This is a genomic window from Leptospira bourretii, assembly GCF_004770145.1.
In the GTDB taxonomy this organism is placed as follows: domain Bacteria; phylum Spirochaetota; class Leptospiria; order Leptospirales; family Leptospiraceae; genus Leptospira_A; species Leptospira_A bourretii.
Genome location: NZ_RQFW01000001.1, coordinates 113,590 through 134,389, shown reverse-complemented (window position 1 = coordinate 134,389; position 20,800 = coordinate 113,590). Strand labels below are relative to the sequence as shown.

At 40.3% G+C, this 20,800-nt stretch carries 18 protein-coding genes; 11 read left to right on the top strand and 7 right to left on the bottom strand.

Going from position 1 to position 20,800, the window contains the following annotated elements:
- Nucleotides 1–9 precede the first annotated feature (9 nt).
- From EHQ47_RS00640 to EHQ47_RS00630, 3 genes are all read right to left on the bottom strand, one after another.
- On the bottom strand, nucleotides 10–897 hold the full coding sequence (locus tag EHQ47_RS00640) for a helix-turn-helix domain-containing protein (protein WP_167483245.1): 888 nt from the start codon (nucleotides 895–897) through the stop codon (nucleotides 10–12).
- A gap of 375 nt (nucleotides 898–1,272) precedes the next feature.
- Nucleotides 1,273–2,091: a ParB/RepB/Spo0J family partition protein gene (locus EHQ47_RS00635; RefSeq protein WP_135776321.1), complete on the bottom strand. Its 819-nt coding sequence runs from the start codon at nucleotides 2,089–2,091 to the stop codon at nucleotides 1,273–1,275.
- Nucleotides 2,075–2,827 carry a ParA family protein gene (locus EHQ47_RS00630; protein WP_004788002.1) on the bottom strand — a complete coding sequence of 251 codons (753 nt, stop codon included), beginning with the start codon at nucleotides 2,825–2,827 and terminating at the stop codon, nucleotides 2,075–2,077. Before EHQ47_RS00630 ends, EHQ47_RS00635 begins: the two co-directional genes overlap by 17 nt.
- Nucleotides 2,828–3,055: 228 nt before the next feature.
- On the opposite strand from EHQ47_RS00630, the gene EHQ47_RS00625 reads away from it, so the two are divergent.
- Together EHQ47_RS00625 and EHQ47_RS00620 are read left to right on the top strand one after the other, a co-directional pair.
- The gene (locus tag EHQ47_RS00625) at nucleotides 3,056–4,372 is read left to right on the top strand and encodes a helix-turn-helix domain-containing protein (RefSeq protein WP_135776389.1); all 1,317 of its coding nucleotides are present in this window, start codon (nucleotides 3,056–3,058) and stop codon (nucleotides 4,370–4,372) included.
- A 2-nt stretch (nucleotides 4,373–4,374) separates the two neighbouring features.
- Nucleotides 4,375–5,373 carry a hypothetical protein gene (locus tag EHQ47_RS00620; protein WP_135776320.1) on the top strand — a complete coding sequence of 333 codons (999 nt, stop codon included), beginning with the start codon at nucleotides 4,375–4,377 and terminating at the stop codon, nucleotides 5,371–5,373.
- Nucleotides 5,374–5,617: 244 nt separating this feature from the next.
- Here the strand turns inward: EHQ47_RS00620 and EHQ47_RS19795 are convergent, their stop codons facing one another.
- Nucleotides 5,618–5,764 carry a hypothetical protein gene (locus EHQ47_RS19795; RefSeq protein WP_167483244.1) on the bottom strand — a complete coding sequence of 49 codons (147 nt, stop codon included), beginning with the start codon at nucleotides 5,762–5,764 and terminating at the stop codon, nucleotides 5,618–5,620.
- 138 nt (nucleotides 5,765–5,902) lie between these two features.
- Here EHQ47_RS19795 and EHQ47_RS19790 point away from each other — a divergent pair, with 138 nt between their 5' ends.
- Both EHQ47_RS19790 and EHQ47_RS00610 read left to right on the top strand, forming a co-directional pair.
- A complete protein-coding gene (locus EHQ47_RS19790) occupies nucleotides 5,903–6,328 on the top strand; it encodes a phosphatidylinositol phospholipase (protein ID WP_135749361.1) in 426 nt (141 codons plus the stop codon).
- An 878-nt stretch (nucleotides 6,329–7,206) separates the two neighbouring features.
- Nucleotides 7,207–7,422 carry a hypothetical protein gene (locus EHQ47_RS00610; RefSeq protein WP_040917529.1) on the top strand — a complete coding sequence of 72 codons (216 nt, stop codon included), beginning with the start codon at nucleotides 7,207–7,209 and terminating at the stop codon, nucleotides 7,420–7,422.
- 181 nt (nucleotides 7,423–7,603) lie between these two features.
- On the opposite strand, the gene EHQ47_RS19900 is transcribed toward EHQ47_RS00610, so the two are convergent.
- Nucleotides 7,604–7,885 (bottom strand): hypothetical protein, encoded by a 282-nt coding sequence (locus EHQ47_RS19900; RefSeq protein WP_279638197.1) that lies wholly within the window; start codon nucleotides 7,883–7,885, stop codon nucleotides 7,604–7,606.
- 12 nt (nucleotides 7,886–7,897) lie between these two features.
- On the opposite strand from EHQ47_RS19900, the gene EHQ47_RS00605 reads away from it, so the two are divergent.
- From EHQ47_RS00605 to omp85, 6 genes are read left to right on the top strand one after another with little or no spacing between them, the layout of a single operon-like run.
- Entirely contained in the window at nucleotides 7,898–8,923 is a 1,026-nt protein-coding gene (locus EHQ47_RS00605) for an MBOAT family O-acyltransferase (RefSeq protein ID WP_279638196.1), read from the top strand.
- Nucleotides 8,924–8,931: 8 nt separating this feature from the next.
- Entirely contained in the window at nucleotides 8,932–10,452 is a 1,521-nt protein-coding gene (locus tag EHQ47_RS00600) for a hypothetical protein (RefSeq protein ID WP_135749359.1), read from the top strand.
- A gap of 36 nt (nucleotides 10,453–10,488) precedes the next feature.
- A complete protein-coding gene (gene asd, locus EHQ47_RS00595; protein ID WP_135749358.1) occupies nucleotides 10,489–11,538 on the top strand; it encodes an aspartate-semialdehyde dehydrogenase in 1,050 nt (349 codons plus the stop codon).
- Between the two features lie 16 nt (nucleotides 11,539–11,554).
- Nucleotides 11,555–13,555, top strand: a complete 2,001-nt coding sequence (locus tag EHQ47_RS00590; protein WP_135776318.1) for a hypothetical protein — start codon at nucleotides 11,555–11,557, stop codon at nucleotides 13,553–13,555.
- A 4-nt stretch (nucleotides 13,556–13,559) separates the two neighbouring features.
- On the top strand, nucleotides 13,560–14,993 hold the full coding sequence (pyk, locus tag EHQ47_RS00585) for a pyruvate kinase (RefSeq protein ID WP_135749356.1): 1,434 nt from the start codon (nucleotides 13,560–13,562) through the stop codon (nucleotides 14,991–14,993).
- Nucleotides 14,994–15,052: 59 nt separating this feature from the next.
- Nucleotides 15,053–16,426 (top strand): Omp85 family outer membrane protein, encoded by a 1,374-nt coding sequence (omp85, locus tag EHQ47_RS00580; RefSeq protein WP_244290159.1) that lies wholly within the window; start codon nucleotides 15,053–15,055, stop codon nucleotides 16,424–16,426.
- A gap of 112 nt (nucleotides 16,427–16,538) precedes the next feature.
- Here the strand turns inward: omp85 and EHQ47_RS00575 are convergent, their stop codons facing one another.
- Both EHQ47_RS00575 and EHQ47_RS00570 read right to left on the bottom strand, forming a co-directional pair.
- On the bottom strand, nucleotides 16,539–18,239 hold the full coding sequence (locus tag EHQ47_RS00575) for a S41 family peptidase (RefSeq protein WP_135776317.1): 1,701 nt from the start codon (nucleotides 18,237–18,239) through the stop codon (nucleotides 16,539–16,541).
- A gap of 133 nt (nucleotides 18,240–18,372) precedes the next feature.
- Entirely contained in the window at nucleotides 18,373–19,110 is a 738-nt protein-coding gene (locus tag EHQ47_RS00570; protein WP_135776316.1) for a pirin family protein, read from the bottom strand.
- 107 nt (nucleotides 19,111–19,217) lie between these two features.
- On the opposite strand from EHQ47_RS00570, the gene EHQ47_RS00565 reads away from it, so the two are divergent.
- Nucleotides 19,218–20,798, top strand: a complete 1,581-nt coding sequence (locus EHQ47_RS00565; RefSeq protein ID WP_135749352.1) for a methyl-accepting chemotaxis protein — start codon at nucleotides 19,218–19,220, stop codon at nucleotides 20,796–20,798.
- Nucleotides 20,799–20,800 lie beyond the last annotated feature (2 nt).

The following is a 20,800-nucleotide window of genomic DNA, read 5'->3' as shown; positions in this document are numbered from 1 at the left end:
CTATCCAGTCTATCGAATTTCACTGAGGCGAGATCCTTCTTCTTTTTCGGAAAACACAACAAGGACGCTTGGTTTCACTCGCTCCGTAAAATACATTTGAACAATTTGGCGTAAATGTCCTTGGAGGGGTGAGCCAACCACAATGACATTTCCATCGATTTGCACTTGCATCCGCTCCAATTGGTTCCAAGAAGATTGGGTCAGCTCTTTGCTCGCCCAAGTAAGAAACCCTGCCCAAGAAGCAGGATGGGAAAGAATATCTTCATTTGAAGATTTCTGCCCAGTTTTAATCACTTCTTGTCGTTGCAAGGAAACCAGTTCGCGACAGAGGGATTGGAGATAGGAGCTATCGGATTCCATATGCAAAGAAACAGCTTTCTTATATGCTTCTAAAGCAATGTCCGGGCCGAATAAAGTGACCAAATTCTCGAACCCAATTTTTTCTCCCTTTTCCTTCGCCATCTCCGAAAGAGCCGGCACTGCCGGAGCATTGTTTGTATTAGATATAGTTATATTAATATGGTTAGGGGTCCCATCTGCACCCCCCTTAAGCGACGGTTTTGCCCCCTCAGAGGATCCCGTTTCGAAATCCCTGGGGGTGATGTTCGTATCCCCCAGGGGGGTAATTTTGGAACCCTCATAGTGGAAGGAAAAATGGTATCGGGTCGAGGTTCTTCCGCTTCCCGGGACTTGGTAGAGTAGGCCTGCCTGAGTGAGCTCCTTTTTGGCGGAGACAATGGATTTTTTGGTTTTGAAACCCGTGAGCCTCATCAAAGTTTCGGTATTGGGCCAAACGGGTTTAAAGTTATAGTCACTGAATTTCAATAGAACCGGGTAAAGGGTTTTGGCGGCATGGGATAGGCCTGCCCAAACACCAGAATCTATGATGTCGGTCATCAGTCGGATATAGGGATGCCGCTGGTCGCTCACAAAAGCTCCTCCGCTTTTCTGCAAAAATTAAACTAAATTTAAGCAAATTTTACGAAGGAGTTGACATTATCTGACATAATGTTAATTATGTCTCATCCAACAACATTCCTTCGGGAAACCCCGACCCCCTGGAACACCAGGGGAATTTTTTTATTTTTCGGGTTGGGATACTAGATCCCCCACGTCTCTTGGTTCAAGAAGAAACGTTTGCTCAAACTCAAATCACTTTTATTATGTCACATTATTGTCGGATTCCGGCAGATGTCAAGTTCGTACAGCTTTTTTCCTCCCCCGGTCTGAAATTTTTTTCCTAAGTACTTGACTGCTAAGTACTTGTTTGGGTTATGCCGAGTCGCCGTATTTTTTGACCAATTCTTTCCGGATGAATTTGTAGATGTCTCCTAGTAGGATTTCGTCATCCGACAGAATTTGGATCCCATTGCCAGATCTGCGAATTTTGTATCCAGACAATAGGGAAGTTTTTGGGGAGGATTCATTTGTTTTGGCCTGTTTGTTGAAGTCTTTTGCATCTCGGACTGTTTTTAAAGCTCCCTTGTGAAAGAGAGTTAAAAATTCATCCAGGCTTCCTTTTTTAGCGGCTTGGGCAGCTTGGACCAAAAGGTTCTTATTGTAGATTTCGTTCTTTTTGCATTTCTCTAGATCTTCTTTTGACATGGATGTGATCGAGAGCACTTCCGTCATATAACTTCGACTTTTCCCAAAAAGATCCCCTAATTCTTGGTCCGTGTAATTGTGTGAATTTTTTAGGAACAGTAGGGCATCTACTTCTTCGTAAGGGGATAGGTTTTCCCTTTGTAGGTTTTCAATGACGGCCAGTTTATAAATTTCTTTGTCTGGGCGGTTTAAGATTTTGCATTCGATTTCGGACCAACCCAAGGATTTGGCAGCGTGGTACCTGCGCTCTCCTGCAATGATTTTGTAGTTACCTTCCCTCTCACCTCTGGATACGATGATCGGTTGCAAAAGTCCATCGACCTTTAAGGTTTGGGCAAGTTCTTCAATCCCCTTTTTACGTTCCTGTCTTGGTTGGTATTCTGAGGGTTCAATTCTGTCCATCCGAATGGTCCGGATGGTCCCGTCTAAATTTTCTGCCTGGTAGATATCAGCAAGTGTTCCTAGGCGTTTACTTTTTGAGCTCATTTAAGACCTCCTCAATAAAACCTTCATACTCCTGGGACTGCCGAGAAGTTTTGTTATAATCGAAAACAGATTTTTTTGCCAGGTGGCTTTCTCCGATGGCCACTCCGTCGGAGATGGTATGTTCGAAGATTCGAAAGTATTTTGTCAAAACCGGTAGGATGGTTTTTGTGAGTAAGGTCTGGGGTTTGAGTTGGGTGATGAGGGCTCCCAAAATTTCCAAGTCAGGGTTGATTCTTTTTTTGATCGAAGATATCGTTTGTTGTAATCCCATAATTCCGTCCATCGAGAATTTCTCTGCTTGGAGAGGGATGAGGACGTAGTTGGCGGCAACCAGACTGTTCACGGTAAAAATAGAAAGAGAGGGGGGGCAGTCAATGATGACAAATTCAAAATCCTTAATCCCAGAAAGGGAATCTCTTAGGATGTAAGGAGCCTCAACGGAGTTGACAGACACCGTTTCCATTTCCGCCAAACGCATGCTAGATGGCGCAATCCACAAATGCTCGTTATACGCCGGTGCGATGATTTCTTTTAGGTTGGCTGAGTTCTGGAATAGGTGAGCCAAATCCTTTTCTACAGTTTCTGGGTTCAGAAAAATCCCTGTGGAATTTGCCTGCGGGTCCATATCGATGAGTAAGGTCTTAAGATTTCGACGTGCCAATCCCATGGCAAGATTCAAAGAAGTCGTTGTTTTTCCTTCTCCGCCTTTTTGGTTTGCAACTGCAATGGTGATCATCTATCTCTTTTCCCTTCCCAAATGGTATGCTTTCCTGTTGAAAATTTGGGATCAATTGTATTTTTAGAAACCGCCAAAAAAAGGATTTTTACGCAGTTTCTTCCTTCATTGTCGGACATCCGACATACTGAAAATTAGCAAAAACTCTCTCCTCTCTTTTGGTCGGACGTCCGACATTCAAATAGTTACGTACTTGACAAAGTGATTAAATTTAAACAGTTTCATAGCATGCCTTCCCAAGCCATTTCCCTACTTGCCTCTGAGAAAACGGGCAAGGATTGGATGGAATCTGTCCTTCCCAATCTATGGGGAGGGTTATGTACTGAGCTTGGATTCTCTGCAGGTGTCGTCGTTTTGAAAGCAGAGAATGAAGATTCGTTTTATGAATCTTCTAGTTTTGGGTACGGTGAAGATGGGTTTTATTATTCTTTTTTGAATCGGGATTCTTTGCATTGGGAAGAGTTGATGCACTCCCAGGAACCGGTATTTTTTTCGGGAACAGAGTTTGAATTGTTTGGGAAAAAGACAAATGCCATGGCAGTTTCGATTCGCTTCGGGGAAAAGAAAATCGGGTTTCTTCTGGTTGAAATAGAGAACCCTTCCGCGGTACCGACAGGTATCTTCATTTCTCTTTTTGCAGAAAAAATCGGGATGGAATGGGGGAGAACAAAACCCCAAGGTAAACTCTCTCTGGCCAATGTAGAAGAAAATTCGCATGCCTTATACCGTAAGGAAATTCCAAATTTGGATCTGGCAATTTCAGAGTTTTCGAAACAAAAAATCCTTACCATCCTTGGCCCTTCTGGAGCGGGGAAAAAAAGTTTGGCCAAATGGATCCACCAAAACCAGCTGCCAGGTGCACCTTTTTTGGTAGTCGAATCTTTGCCTGAACATTTCGGGAAACTGGAAAAGGCCCTTTCTGTTTGGGGGAGTGAGTCTCGGAATGGAAGTTTGGTCTTAGTTGGAGTTCATACTTGGAATTTGGGACAACAACAAATTCTCTCCGATTGGTGGTTTAAGTCAGGCCATTCGGGGTCCTTATTTTTACTCGGACCGGAAGAAATGGGCCAAGAATTATTACCTGAATTTGAAAGATTTTTACGAAAAAATTCGTTGGTACTACCATCCCTAAGGTTCCTTCCAAAAGCGAAATTGCAGATTTTGGTTCAGTCCATATTTGAAGAACTGAGTGGTTCTCAAAACCGATCGGGGTTGCAGTTGGGGGCGACGAGTTTGCAAGAATTGGTATCTAGATCGTATTCAGAAAATTTCACCGATTTAAGAAATGCTATTTTGACTGGGATTCTGACTTGCAGGTCGAACCAGGTGGAACTTTCCGATTTGGAGCCTGGAAGATCGAAGATGGATTTGGAGATTCCAGATGCCGAAGATTTAGACTTGCGGCGTGGAACTGAGGCCTTAGAAAGGCAGAAGATTCTTCTGGCGATGCGGATATTTTCGGGCAACCAAATCCGGATGGCAAAGGCTTTGGGTATTTCGAGGGGCTCCCTCCAGTATAAAATGAAACAGCTTGGATTAATGTAAAGATGGATGATACTGTATACGAAGAACGGAAAACCCCTGCCGGTTTTCTCGTCAAAGTAAGACTTTCCAAGCTGACTTACGTTGTTTTTACTGATTCTGGGCCAGAAGTCCCAAAAGGTGCCAGGAACAATTCCATCGTCGTCAACGTCCCTCGGGTTGGGTTTTTTGGGGACGACTTTGATGTTTCCCACTTCCATTTAGGTGAACTTTCTTTTGTCAACGTCAAGGCAGGAAAACTGGTCATCCCTTACCAACATGGATTTTCCAACGAAATCAAAACAATCTATTTGGGCACCGGGAGTCTGAGTGATGTTTTGCCTGTAGTCATCTACCACTATAAAAATAAAGAAGATTTGATGGCTGCCTGGGAGCGGGGAGAGCAGGCACAATTTCTCGTAGTGGATGAAGAGATTCCCCGTTCGGATATGGTTTCTTTTAAGATTCGATATCCAAGTATGAACATCCTTGTGATCAAAAAAAGAATCAATACCTCTGCGGAATCTCAGTCTCCAAAAAAGGATGAATCCAAAGATAAGGGTGTGGTCGATTACGACAAGGTGAGGGCGACTGATGTTGCCAAAAATCAGAACTTAAATACCTATAGCGAAAACCCAGTTTTTTTAGCAAGGATCCATCTCCGTGCCATGGAGCTGGATAAAGTAAAACAGCTACTTTTGGACTTCCATTTATCTTCAGACGATGTTATGTTCATCCGGACTTTTTTAGATGTGATGATCAAAAACGAATTAAAAAAACCAGAACTAGACACGGTGAAACCACAGCTCATTGCCATGAACGAAGCTTTCCGCTTAGCGGTTTTGATTTTGGAATTCCGAGTAGAAGATTTTGAAAAGGAATTGGATTCAGGGTTTTCCAAAGAGATCTCACATATGATTTATGCCCTACTTGCGAAGGAACAAGAGACCGCCCAAGACCTAGAACATGAAATTGTGCTCTGGGAATGGAAACTCCGGGTTCGATCTCAGATCATCAAAAAATAGTCAAAATTCCTTAAAAAATGCTTTATTTTTCTCTGATTTCGGTGGAAACTGAGGGAAATACTATGGTTTTCTTGGGAAAAATAAAAAAACTGGCACAAAAGTTGCAAAGCGGTGCTTTCTTGGCACTGCTGACTTTGTTTTTTATTTTTCCTGCTTCGGGTCTTATGGCAGATGTTTTAGATATTCCTGTCATCATTCCGAATGATGAACTTCTCACTCCGATAGAGCTTCGGGATGGATTGGTTTATGAAGTGGTGGTAACACCTGAGACAGAAGCAGTGACAAATGACTCATTGTTTCTAGAAAACAAGTCAGCAGTTTTATTGAATCCATCTTTTACTTTGGGTCTTGGTGAGCAGGCGGACTTTTCGCTGAAAACTGAGGGAGTCATTCTTTTCCCAAACAGGAATGTTTTGTTAAAAAATGCAGAAAAGAACCTCCTTCAACGCAATTCGGTTTTTGAGAGAGGCCCAGAGCATTTCTCCGTAAAATCGATTGCCAGCCCAGGACTTTTTGGTTTTCTGGGGATATGTCTCAGCCGAAGCGAGTTGCCTTCCAAAAATTTCTCAACGCCATGCGAAAACTCTCTACCGAAGTCAATGACTCGGAGATCTGCAAACGATTGGAAATTCTTATGGCAACCAGTAAGGATGACCTCCCTCTGGCGCATGTCAACCAGCTCCTCCAGGATGCAAAAAACTTCGATCCCAAAACCATCCCAGAGCCATACACCCAGTATGTCCGACACTTCATCTACATGGTCAAACGCAATGGCCGAGTACCCAGTGATCTTTTATCTGGAGAAGACGACAGAGCCTCAGACCGCTCTGGTGCAAAGTCCTCTAGAAAGCCTACACTTGCAAATGGCACAAAAGGCAAACGAACCTCCGCAAAATCCACAACTCCTGTAAAAAAGGGGAAGTCTTCCTCTAAACCCACTTCTAAAAAAGCCTAGATTCTCGAAAATTCTCTAGCGGGAGGGTTGTCCTGTGCGCAGCACAGGACGAATTCATGAAATGAATCCTACTTCCTGAATGGTGGGAAAACCAAGAAAAGTGACCATTTTTAATCACTTTCTGCATACTTGTCCTATCTGACCAAACTGCGACTGCGCAAATTCACCTCAATCCATTAATCTTGCCTAAAAATAGGCATTTATCTAAATTCGAGCTTCATCCTCTAAATGCCTATCCTCTGGCGTCTAATGAATGTTAGGTCTCTTCGTTGAGACCGAATTTGGGCGGCGACTGTTCCCGTTTCGGCGTCAAATCGGGAACACGTTCTTCTGCCGGCGGGCTAAAAGTAGGCATTTCCTAAGGGTGCCTTCCTTTGGGCAGGGGTCCCGATGACGAGTACCTTAAGATTTCGCAAACTAACTTAAGTCCGATTTGACCGATCGGCAAAGGACAATCTAGAGGCAAAAAGTGGAATCTGAGGATCTGACCAGGAGCGGTCAGATCCTAAATGTTGGGGTTTTCTGGGTTCTAGCCATAAACTGGTGTTTTCTTATGATGTCTCCTGTGGGTAGCACAGAAGGCCTAGAAGATGATTCTGGCACCTGGCGAGGGATCAGTTTGGGTAGAAGTTGGCAATAACAGGCCATCAAGTGACCAAAATCAGGCATTTATGGAATCAAAAGGGACTAAATTCCCTAGCGTAACGGATTTTCTCACGAGGGAAAAGGAACCTTGAACAAGGCAAAGGAATAGGTGTAATTTCGCGGAAAAGATGCCAAAATGTCATGTGTATCAAAAATACATGCGCATGCAAAATTGGCAGTGATTGGAATAGTGGTTGCCACTTCCTGTTTCTGCATCCACTGTTCTTTTTTATATGGCGGAAACGATTCGGTTAAGAGTAAAATGTCACGCATGTTCTAATTTGATTGAAGGGACGGCAAAATACGGCTCCGGGCACTTTGTGCCAGAAGGGGTTGTGTTTGATTTTGTTGCAGTTGGTAAGGTGGAAGGGGCGCAGGGCCGTCGCGTGAAGGCAGAAGTCACTTGCACTTGCCCCAATTGTGGGGTTAAATGCAAGTACAATGTATAAATGACTAAATATAAGCATATTTATGCTCTTTAATTCTTCAGTTTTTGGCTTGTTTTTTGTATCTGGGCTGGTGTTCTGGTGGGGCCTCCGCCACTCTATGCGAGCTATTAATCGCAAATTTGCTTTTTATTGGTCAATTAATGTGCTAATTTTAGTCCTTTATTTGATTTTTGTTAGTGCTTTATTCTACTGCTTTTGGAATCCCTTTTATTTTTTCTTGTTGGTTTGGGTTGCTGTTATTGATTTTTGGATCGCTCGAAGCCTTGATTTTTCGGTATCCAGGCGGATTCGTACGGTTTTGCTCTTGGTTTCTCTCGGGAATAGCCTGGGAATTCTTTTCTTTTTTAAGTATGGGCAGTTTATTGCTGAAAATTGGGCATATTTGGTCGGCGGTTTCGATACTTCCCATTCTTTTTGGGGGCAATGGCTCCTGCCTGTTGGCATCTCCTTTTACACCTTCCAATCCGTTTCCTACGTGGTTGATGTATTCAACCGAGAGCTAAAGGCAGAACGTAAATTTTTCTCTTATTTGCTATTTCTTTCTTTTTTCCCGCAGTTAGTGGCGGGGCCTATTGTGACGGCGAAGTCTTTTTTGCCACAAATTCGCAGGCCTTTCTCCTTTGTTCGGATCCCTATTCTTTTCGCCATATTTTTAATCCTATTAGGGCTTTTCAAAAAAATGGTTTTGGCAGACCATCTGGGAGAGACATCTGACTTTGTTTTTTTGCGACCACAAGAAGTTTCTACCAAATCTTTGTGGGTGGGGATGTTTGCTTATTCGATGCAAATATATTGTGATTTTTCTGGTTATACTGATATTGCCCAGGGCACGGCACTTCTTTTTGGGTTTCGACTGCCTGAGAATTTTCGAATGCCTTATCTTGCTTCTGGGTTTTCTGAATTCTGGACTCGTTGGCATATTTCTCTTTCCCAATGGCTTAAAAAATATATCTACTTTTCCTTAGGTGGGAATCGCATCGGGACTTTATTCACCTATAGAAATCTTTTTTTGGTGATGGCCATTGGTGGCCTTTGGCACGGGGCATCTTGGAACTTTGTCATCTGGGGCTCCTGTCACGGAATTTTATTGATCATTGAAAGATGGTCCTCGCAGCACTTCGTAGACCTTTCTTTCTTTTGGCTACGGCCGATCCGAATTTTTGGAACTTTTATTTTGGTGAGTTTGCTTTGGGTTTTCTTCCGAAGTCCAAATTTCGCCACTGCTCTGTGCTACCTACAGGGCCTTTTTTCAAAAAAAGAGGGTTTTTCGCTACCTTATACTTATGAAATGAATTTTCTTTACTGCTTTTTAGTCATTGCCATTGGTCATATTTGGGGAAGTTTTTACTTTAAGGACAATAAGCAGTTGTTAGTTGGTTTTAAAAAATGGGAAAATTCCTTAGAAAAAACGCTTTTTTTTGGGGTTTTGGCTTCGATTTCCCTCATTCTGATTGTTTTATTTTCAGCCGATAGCAAACCGTTTGTGTATTTTGTTTTTTAGGAAGGGATATGAAACAGCGGATTCTTTTAATATGCCTCTTTTTTGTTTCGCTCTTCGGTTTTGATTTTTTATTTTTTAAAAAAATTCAGTTTTTGTTACCCAATGAATCTCCTTGGAACACGAACCATTTTTTTAATTTTTTGTATGAATACGAGAGAATTAGGAACCTACCCAAAACAAAAAAAAGAATCATCGTTGTTGGTAGTTCTGTTGCCTATTATTCTATTGATTCTCAAAAGCTAAAGGAATCGCTTTTGCGAGACTTCGGGTTGGATGTAGATGTTTTTTATTTAGCCTATGCTGGGAATAGCCCATTGTATGTGTACTTACTACTCAATTGGCTTGATCCTTTGGAGCCGGATCTTGTTGTTTACCCTGTTAATTTTATCGATTATAGGCTTCACCGAACCTACGTTATATTTCCGGAAGGTAGGAACGATTCTGTGGATGAGTCGGTCGTAGTCAGAGATGCACTTACCTTCGGGGAAGCGCCCCAGTCTTTATGGGTCTTTCCTTGGGAAACCTTAAAGGAAGTGGGAACATCGATGGACTGGGACACTTGGTCTCGATATGTTGTTTCCTCAGGATTTTCTTTCTATCGTTATAAAGATATTTATCTCCAAAATTTACAGAATTTAATCCAACACCGTTTTGGACGCAACACGAGTTATCATGCCTATGCCGGTGCCGAGATCCCGGAAGGTATCAACGGACTGGGTTGGACGGGGCAAAAATTTAGTTTTTTTCCCACCGAAAAAATCAAAGAGAAAGGATTTTGGGTTGAGGTAACACAATTTCTTTTGGCAGGCAAACCTTGCCGGATGGAAATATCCAACGGGACCATTCACCAAGAAATCACCCTCTCCCGCGAAGGTTGGGTCAGGTTGTACTTGGATCCTCAATTTTTCCAAGAGAAAAAGTTAGTCACTGTCAAACTAGAGCGAGTGTGGTTTGCCAACCAAGCGACCGGTGCATATTTGGATTATCATTTTGATCCTATGGGGGTTCGGCTTGAACAGACCTTTGGGCTTGAGGAAGCTAAATCAGGAATACAATACAAAAGGGAACCAAGAACAGAAGACTTCCGTTATTTGGGTATGAAAGACGAAGAATACCGAAAATATTTCCAATACCGGTTGCTTGAGGGTTTGGAAAAAAGACCAGGGATCGGATACCTCGTTGCCTTAAAAGTAGCAAAAGAAAGGATTCGAGAAGAAACATTTCGGCCGTATTTCCACTTTCGTTATCTCAAAAAAATTGCAGACCATTTTCGAGATCGAAATGTCCCTTTTCTCCTCATCAACAATCCTGAAAATCCCATTTCCTTGGAGTGGTATGAGGATTCCGATTGGTACAGGGATCACCTTCGTTACTTACAATCTTTAGAAGGTGGGTCTGTCCATTATTGGGACATTCACCGAAGTTTGCCAATGCAGGGTTTTTCAGACTTCCACCACTTTACATATATCGGAATGGAACAAATGAATCCGATTTATGCTAAAAGAATTGGAAATCTCTTTCCGAAATAGGATGTTTTTCAATCCTTACATTAGTTAAGGAATTTTATGGAAAAAATCAAAGTTGGAGTCCTGGGAGCAACAGGTTCCGTCGGTCAAAGATTCATTCAACTTTTGGAGAATCACCCTTATTTCACGGTGACTCATTTGGCAGCTTCAGAAAAAAGTGCCGGCCAAACTTATGGTGAGGTAATGAAATCTCGTTGGAAGATTTCATCCGATATCCCTGCTTACGCAAAAGACATTATCATTACGTTACCAAATCCCGAAGTGACCAAGGGCGTGCAACTTGTGTTCAGTGGTCTGGATGCATCGATCGCAGGAGAAGTGGAAACTGCTTATGCAGAAGCGGGAGTGATGGTTCTTTCCAATTCAAAGAACCATAGAATGGACCCGAATGTCCCGATTCTTTCTGCGGAAGTGAATGCCCATCATTTGGATGTTTTACAATTCCAAAAGACAAAAGGTAAAATCATTACCAATTCCAATTGTACGATTATGGGTGTTACGATTTCCTTAAAACCTCTCATGGATGCTTTTGGTTTAAAGTCTGTTATGTTATTTTCCATGCAGGCCATTTCCGGTGCTGGATATCCTGGAGTTCCGACTATGGACATTCTTGGAAATGTGGTTCCTTATATTGGTGGTGAAGAAGACAAAGCGGAAATCGAACCACAAAAATGTTTGGGATCTGTAAAAGATGGAATCATCCAATCGGCCGATTTTAAAATTTCAGCTCATTGCAATCGTGTTCCCGTTTTTGACGGACATACGGTTTGTGTTTCTGTTTCTTTTGATAAAAAACCAAAAAAAGAAGAGATTCTTAAGGTTTGGGCCGATTTTCAAGGGGAACCACAGAAATTGGGATTGCCGTTTGCACCAAACCCGGCTATTCTCTATCGCGAAGAAAATGATAGGCCTCAACCACGTCTGGATTTAGAGACTGGGAGAGGGATGACAACGGTTGTCGGAAGGCTAAGGGAAGATCCAATTTTGGATTGGAAATGGGTAGTACTTTCGCATAACACGATTCGAGGTGCTGCTGGAGCTGCCATCTTGAATGCAGAGTTATTGTATAAAAAAGGATTTTTTAACTAAGGAATTTACTACGTAAATGTTAGATCCAAACCTCCCGGAATTAAAAGTAATGGATTACACTGCCTGTCTGCAAAAAGTACAGGCTATGGATTCGCGGGGGGACTTTTCCTACAAAGGGATCTATAAAGTTCTACTGGTGATCTTTGAGTGGACTGATAAGTTTTTACAAAACAAAGTTTTGCCTAATGTGGAACAAATTGAACGTGATAGTTCCATTGATCGTGATCGAACAGAAAACTATGTGATCGATCTTAGTTACAAACAAAACCCTGCAATCATCAGAAAATTAAATGTTTTGGAATTTCACCCGAATGAACCAGGGGATCCTGAAAATCCAAAGACCTTTATCAAACACAACACAGTATTTGCAAGGCCAACGACCTCTGATGGGGGAACTGCTTTTCGTTATGCACTTGGGCTCAATGAACTTTCTACCGCTGCCATCAAAGGATGGTTCAATGAAAAAAGAAAGTATGTTGGAAAAGAAAAAATGCGGAAAGTCATCAAGGCGGCTGTTGATTCCAACCGTTTGTTTGATACCTATGCATCTACAGAGATTGGAAACTTATTCCAATGCCCTTATGATAAAACAAAAGTACAAAAGGATGCAACGATTATCATCCATTTGAAACCAATTTTGAAACAATTGGTGGATGATAAGATTTTGTTTTTTTTTCGAAATGATTCTGCATCTAGACCTGCAAACAAAAGTGTATTTTTGTATAACAAACCGTCTGAGATTGCAGATCGTTATGATGGTTACATTGATTATACAAAAAATACAATTTATCCTGCCCTAAAAAATTTAGGAGTTATGGGTGAGGTCACTGAAGATTCTTGGAATTCTCCTCGTAACCTTTTAATGGAAATTAAAGGGTATATGAATGATTCTTATGGAGACCAAAAAACTCTGATAGAAGAGTGTTTGGTATTAAATGAAATTATTGAAAAAGATAAAGAAAGAGAAGAAAAACAAAAACGCAAACAACAAATCGATGATTTGATGGCTTTCCTTGCTGAAGCTGGTCGAATTGTTGAGGTGAATTTGCTTCGTGTCAGCGGGGAACCGTTGACAGATGAATTTCGGGCATCACTTCTTTCGCAACCAGAACTTTTGTATACTGAGTATGCGGATAACAAAATTTATAATGAATTTATCTTGCACAAATCCTGTATTCCGCAGGCCATTGAGTCGGCAAAAAGAACATTCCAAATCAAACATTCTGATTTAGAAATTCGAGTTTTAAATCAAATGAATGTGACTCTTCATTTGAATGATGAAAGCCCGAAACGTTTATTGGAAGAAATCGAAGCACAAAGCCTATTTCAATTCCTCCCATTTTTTACAAGGATTTGGCGTATGATCATGGGCAGTATGACGGTTCATAAATTTGAAATTCCGCCCATCAAAGCACGTTTGCAGCAACAATTAAACAAGGATTTGGCGAGCCAAAAAGCCAAGAAAATATCACAAGAAAAAGAACGTTTGGTAAAGGCTCGTTTGAAAGACCGAGAAGAAGCTGAGAAAGATGCTGAAAAAAAATCCAAACAATCGCAGCAGGTTGCTGCTTCTACTTCTGGTTTTAACGGTGGAGAAGAAGATTCTGAACCGGTCAAACAAGGAAGCCCAGAAGAAGAAAAAAAATGGAAAGAGTCCATTGAGTCTATCATTCGTATTTTGGATGAAGCCTGGGAGTTCGGCGTGTATCCGGATCGAGAATATGTACTTTCTAAATTAAATGGAAAGTTTACTGAAGAAAATTTGATCTTTTTCTTAAAGAAATTTGGCGGAAAAGAAATCTATAGTTTCCCAATTCGAAATCAAAGGGAAAAGTTCCCTTGGCCGATTCTTGTATCGACTGGGTATCTAAAAAGACATGGCAAAAAACTTTTGGACAAAGTGTCTGCTGAAAGTGACCGCCAACGAAGCGAAAAATTTCCAAACCAAGAGAAATTTGACATTGCGGAATCGCAATTAGACTTTCTGAATAGAATCTTACCTCGGTTGAAACCATAAAATTATGCCTGCTATTGAACAACTAAGAGCTCGAAAAACAAAAATCGTTTGCACCATTGGTCCTGCGACTGCCTCCAAAGAAATGATCCGAAGTTTAGCTTTGGCTGGGATGAACATTGCACGAATCAATATGAGCCATGGAGATCATGAGTTTCATAGAAAGATCATTCGTATTATTAAATCTCTCAATAAAGATGAATTACACAAACAACCAATTTCCATCCTTTTGGATACGCAAGGTCCGGAAATTCGAACGGGAGATGTTCAGAACGATCTCCACTTAAAAGTTGGGGAAACTTTTACATTCCATATCATTCCAGGAATGGAAGCGGAAGCACAAAGTGTTTTTGTGAACTATCGTGATATTGTAAAAGATTTGAAAGTTGGTGATAAGGTTACTGTTGATAACGGGCTTATTAATTTGGCCGTGCAAGAAATTCGTGAGAACGAACTCGTTTGCACTGTGTTAGATGGTGGTAAGCTTGGGTCTAGAAAACATATCAATTTACCTGGAATCCGAGTTAATTTACCTTCTATTACTCCTAAAGACTTAAAAGATATTCTTTTTGGTTTGGAAGAGGATATTGATTTTGTGGCTTTGTCGTTTGTTCGTTCCCAGGAAGACGTGATCCAATTACGTGGGATCATTGATGAAAAAAATCACCATGCACAGATCATTGCAAAAATTGAAGACCAAGAAGGTTTAAAAAACCTTGATGCTATCATTAGAGAGTCTGATGGAATTATGGTGGCACGTGGGGATTTGGGAGTGGAGATTGAAATCGAAGAACTCCCGATTGTCCAAAGAAGGATCATCAAACGTTGCCAAGAAGAAGGGAAACGTGTCATCGTTGCCACTCACTTATTAGAATCAATGATCCAAAATCCTTCTCCTACTAGAGCGGAAGTCACTGATGTTGCCAATGCAGTGTACGAAGAAGCTGATGCCATTATGTTATCCGGTGAAACCGCTATGGGAAAATTTCCTGTCAGATGTGTGGAGATGTTGGATAAAATTGCGCGTCGTATGGAGATGTCGATTAATCTAGGTCTTGCTGCCCAACGAAAACCAAAAGACCAAAAAGAAGAGATGGCTCGTTCGGCAGCAAATTTAGCTGATTCCATGCAAGCACATGCTATCATTGCAATCACTCGTCGGGGAATCACTGCCAATAATTTGGCATCCTTTCATCCTAAATACCCGATTGTCCATGCATTTACAAATATGACATCGGTTAGACGAAAGCTTTGGCTGACAAGAGGTGTGATCCCTTATCGTGTGGATTTTTCTTCAGATCCAGAAAAGACAATCAAACTTGCCATCCAAACTCTTGTGAATAATGGATACCTCCAAATGGGAGAAAAGGTGGTCATTCTTTCTGATATCATCGCTGGGGAAGACCGAGTCGAAACCATCCAAGTCCGCGAAGTTAAATAACCTTAATGTTTTTTCGGAATCTGATTTCTGTGTTGGTCATTCTATCAACATGGATTTCGATGCCTATCAGCCTCAATGCAGAAGATAGGAAGTCAGATGTACCTGAGTGGATTGGCGAGTTTAAAAAATTAGATGAGAAGGAACTAACCAACAAAAGAGAAGGTTGGTATGCCACTGGTCTTCCTTTGTTCGGGAATGATGCCGTAAATGGATCAGGTTTAGGAATCCTTGCCAATATTTTCTATAACGGTACCAAAGCTGATTCTTCCTTTAAATACACTCCTTACGAACATATGTTCAATGTTGGTATATATCGTACCAATCGGGGAACCCAAAACAATTATTTATCATGGGACGCACCATACTTTTTGGATACTGCCTACCGTCTCAAAGCTTATGTAGGTCATGATGCTAGTTTCTATAATCAATATTTTGGTGTGGGAACTGAAAGTTTAGAACCCCTTTATTTTAAAGATAGAAATGTAGACGGAAGTCGCATCACTCGTAATGCCACCTTTTCTGATTTCGAAAATGCAAACTCGTATGCAAGAAACCGTGGACCAGGGAAAGAATTTACATCGAATCAACACTACCACGATTATCAATTCGATACTACTTATGGGCAATTCTCTTTAGACAAAACAATTTTCCAAGTTTTTCGAGTTTGGGGGGGAGTGGAGTTTTCGAAAAATTCTGTTAGGCGGTATGATGGGACTTCCACGGAAGCACGCGAACCACTAACCAATGTAAAAGTTCCTGCCATTGAAGATAGTTCGAAACTCACCGAGGATGCGAGTTCTGGAAAAATCATAGGTTTACAAGGTGGAAATTTAAACTACGTTCGTGCGGGGATTGCTTATGATACGAGAGATTATGAACCTGATCCCGATCGTGGTTGGCTCATTGAATACAATATTAATAAAGCAGAAAGAGTCATCGGATCTGATTTTGGTTACATCAGACATTTTGCACAGGCGAAAAATTTTTACCAACCCTTCCCGAAACTTTTCGAAGAGTTTGTCATAGCCCAACGTGTAGCACTCACAAAGATTGAAGGAGAAGTCCCTTTTTTTGAATATCGTTATCTTTTTTCTATCGATGGTCCATTTGGTGCACTCGGTGGACAGAACACACTTCGTGGGTATAGGCAGGAACGTTTTTTTGGTCCAGTGATTGGGTTCTACAATATTGAGTTACGGTACCGGGTGGGAAGTTTTTCTCTTTGGGATCAATTCTTCCAACTAAGTATCGTTCCATTCTATGATGTGGGTCGAGTCTGGGACAAACTTCGAGATGTGAATACACTGAATTATAAACATGCACGTGGGATTGGTTTACGACTCATTTGGGATCAGGCAACGGTAATCTTACTGGACTATGCTTATTCCAGAGAAGACCAATTGTTTTATATTGATATAGGCCATACGTTTTAAATTTTCTTACAAGGTTTCGTTGAAGATTGCCGAGTGATCCATTCATAACCACCACGGTTTGGAATTTTCAAAATCACTAATTAAGTTTATCATAGGATCCCAACAGAAAAATTTATTTTTGCGTGGCGAGATAACCTGAAAAAAAATCAAGGGAACGATACAATTGGTAATCCGGAAGGAGATTTTTATCATTATCAGATCTGATTTTTTGTCTAAATGTGCCATTTTGTTCGATCCATTGGCTGATGGATGTGATATCTAATTTCTGATATTTTTCTTTCGATTCTGACGTTGAATTGATTTGTTCATTGTTCTTGGCATCAAATAGGTTAAGGTCCATTTCTTTTAGGTCCGAAACCCAAACGTTTGGCGTAATTCCTGTTTCATGAAATTTTTTACCATTGGGAAGGTATAAAAAACTAGAAGCTATTTTGATAAGTGAGTTTTCTTCGCCAGAAACTTTATTTAAAATATGTACAAGCCCTTGGCCCGTAGATTTAGATCCAAGTATAATTCCGCGATGGTAATGTTGGATTACACCTGCAATTAACTCAGAACCTGACCCGGTATTCTCATTAATCAGAACAACCAACGGTAACTCTGTAATCGTCGATTGATTTGCATAAACCATACTTGGAGATGTTCTAGAGGATTGTGTGGTAACCAACAATCCATTTGGAATTAACATCCTCATACATTCAATGATTTGGTCTAAAAAACCTCCTGGATTATTGCGAAGGTCTAAAACGAAACCATGAATGACTATATTTTTATTTTTTGCATCTTCCATTAAGGTGAAATAATTCTCTTTCATCATTTCAGTGGCACTGGATTGGTTATTCTTAATAAATCCAGATACTTTAATGTAAATGAAGTTATATTTCCCAGTCAAGATTTGACCTTCTGCTATTTTTTGATCTGACGGTTTGTTTTCCTTTAAAGGAACTTTGAAGCCATATTTTTCATTTTGATTTCGTAGTATGGAAATATCGATGTTTTCGCCAACTTTACCTTTAAACATTCGATTTACAGTTTCGGTTGATAAGTAGCGAATAGGGTTCCCATTGATGGTAATAAGTTCGTCTTCATTTTGAAGGCCAATCTTTTTCAAAAAAGAAGTTTCTTGTAAGGTAGTGATGATCTTTCTTTTGGACTTTGTCTCTTTGAGTGGGATTTCAATCGATATCACTGTTTTTGGTCGTAATAGGTCTTCGTATTTCTCATAAATCATTAAACTAGAACCTAAAAAAGAAGAAACATATCCTTCCGATGCAACAAATTGAATTTCTTCCCATTTGATCGTATCTGTATTCGTTAAGCTTAATGCTTCATTTTGTAAATATAGAATTTCCATAACGGATTCTAAAAGGTCTTGTGAAAAAGGTATTTTTGTAAATTCTTCCTCTAGTTGTGAGGCAACAGAATCAGATTGCATTGTTGTGTTTTCGAAATTTGGATTTCGAATGATGATTAAATCAGATAACTCCCCGTCGTGAATGATATCCCCTTGGATGGAATCTTGGAATTTGGTATAAAAAGATTTTGGTAATAGGATCTGGTGGCCAAAGGACTCCGTAGCTATGATGGCAGCTTTTTGAAAAGCTTTGGGTTTGTTTAATTCTTCTGGATAAAGATATGTTTTTGCCATTTGTTTTTTGATCTCAGAAATTTGTTTGGAGTAATGGTATTTTTTTTCCACTGTCGCAGGTAGTATTTCTGGATTAGGGCTTTGTTTTGGACTTTGGCAAAATGAGAAGATGAATAAAAATAGAAATGAGAATACAATTTGAAAGAAAGTGAAAATAGTTTTCATCGATACCAAACCCTAACTTAGTGAAATTGTTTTGTTTGTAAGATTCTGACTATGACTACAAAGAAAAAGATGGTTGTCAATGGAAGAAATAGACGAGCCGACTGCATTCAATCGGCTCGCCAAAGGCACTTTATCATTTCATTGGAACTTCAATCACGAGTAATTCCGATTTCACTTCCGCATGAAATTTGTAATCTTCCTTTCCCCAATACCCAACGGCATCTCGTCGTTCCAGTAAACTGTCTTCCACCCTTAATTTGCCACTGATGAGAAAAGTAAAGATCCCTTGTCCTGGTGCATGGACGGAATAAGAGAGTTCTTTTCCTGGATCAAGTGTTGCCAAAGAAAAATAAGCATCCTGATTGATCCAGACCGCTTCTTCGTCAATGGGGGAAACGACCGTCTGAAATCGATTCACACGACCTGCCTCCGAAAAAGTTTTTTGCGCATACCTTGGTTCAATCCCACCCACTTTTGGAAGGATCCAGATTTGTAAAAAATTTACTTTCTTTTCGCTGCTATGATTGAATTCCGAATGTTGGATTCCTGATCCTGCAGACATGATTTGTACGTCTCCCGTACGGATGATACCATTCGTACCTGTACTATCTTTATGGGCCAACTCTCCAAAGAGAGGGATCGAAACGATCTCCATGTTTTGATGAGGGTGTGTGCCAAATCCCATACTTGGTTCTACGATGTCGTCATTGAGTACACGGAGGGCACCAAAGTTAGTTTTTTCGGGATTGTACCAATGGCCAAAACTAAAGGAGTGATGGCTGTCCAACCAACCGAAATTAACATGCCCACGTTCTGTCGCAGGATGGATTTTTTTTCCTAAGGAGTTGTTGTTGGGTTTTATTGTTTCCATATTGAATAGTTTAATATTAAACTATAATTTGTCAACGGACTTTTGTTTTCAGCGAGTAAAAAAAGAAAATCACTTCCCATTCGTTTTCGTTTCCCGATCATCATCCTATGTCGAGAACTAGTTTGGAATCTATAAAAACAAAAAAAAACTGGGTGGAATTGGGTCCTGTGTATGTGAATCGAGTCAGGTTTCTTTTGGCTGGATTCTATATCATAGCAACTCTTGGCTCTTATAAAACCTCCACTACATTACAAACAACAAGTTATTTAGTGGGGATCTCCTGTATGTTTCTGTATGGGAGCCTTCAAGCTTATTTATTTAAGAAGGAAAAGTTAAATTCGTTCTTCCCGAAAGTATTGATCCTTATGGACATTACGGTATTGTTTGCAGTGACAGCTTCAGGGTTACTCGGAGGAAGTGGGGTTGCTGCCGATTTAATCAAGTCTCCTACACTTTATGTGTTATATTATTTTTATGTAGTGTATTCAGCGTTTTTGTTTTCAAAACGAACTCTCCTTATGAGTACTTTTTATTCTGCCTTTTGTTTGATCTTACTTCTTGTGATTGGTTATGGACAAGGCGTCCAATTTAAAGAAACAGAAGGATTTCAGAGTCAAAAGGATACAATTGGTATTTCGAATGAAGTTTTTAAGATACTATTTTTGATTTGTTTCGGATATTTAACTTCTGCTGTTTTGAATCTGTTAAACGAAATCAAAAATGAATCTGAAGAAAGACAAAAAATTGCGGAGTCGGAACGGGCCACCGCTGACGAACTAAATCGAGACTTGGTTCAAGTTGGTTCCGAACTGTTTAAAACTTTAAAATCAATTCGTGAAATCACTACAGATTTTAATTTTCAAATTGAATCACAAGATAAATCGATCCATGAACTAACAGATTTTGTTTCTTCTTTTTCGGAAAGCATTCAATCTTCCGTAGATAATATTGGAAAACAACACAACCAAATCACTTTGTTGAATCATAAATCGGATACTTTGAAACTGAGCATTTCTGAAATTGGAACAGTTGTTGAAGAATTGAACTTGAATATGAGTGACTTTCAAGACCGGAGTAATGTACTTTCACAAACCGTTCAGAACTTAGAAGAGAGACTTCGGTCGGTAAACGAATCCCAAAAGGAAGTGAGCGAAGTGAACGATATTATGGCAGAAATTGCAGATCGTACAAACTTACTTGCGTTGAATGCCTCAATTGAAGCTGCAAGAGCAGGTGAACATGGAAGAGGATTTGCTGTTGTTGCACAAGAAGTCGCAAAATTAGCGGAAAATTCTAATGAAAACGCCACTAAAATTAAAAAGATCATTACCAATTCCAATCGGTTCATTCAGGAAGGGACTGAACTTGCTTCTGTTTCCTTGAAACAAACAGAAACACTTCAATCCAAATATGAGCTTTTGAGCGGAGTGATTCGAACAGCAACGAATAAAATCAATTCTCAAAAAGACATCAACAACGAAGTTCTGGAATCATTGGATTTAATCGAATCGATCTCAAGAGAGTTGGATTCAGAATCAAAAGTTCTAAATCGCGATAAAGACCAGATGATCGCTGTTGTTCAAAAAATGGAAGAAATCAATAGGGAAGTTGTGATAAATGCTAGAAAAGTTGGCGAAAACACTTTAAGTTTGGAAAAACAAGCCGCTGATTTAGCTGCCGAGCAATAATA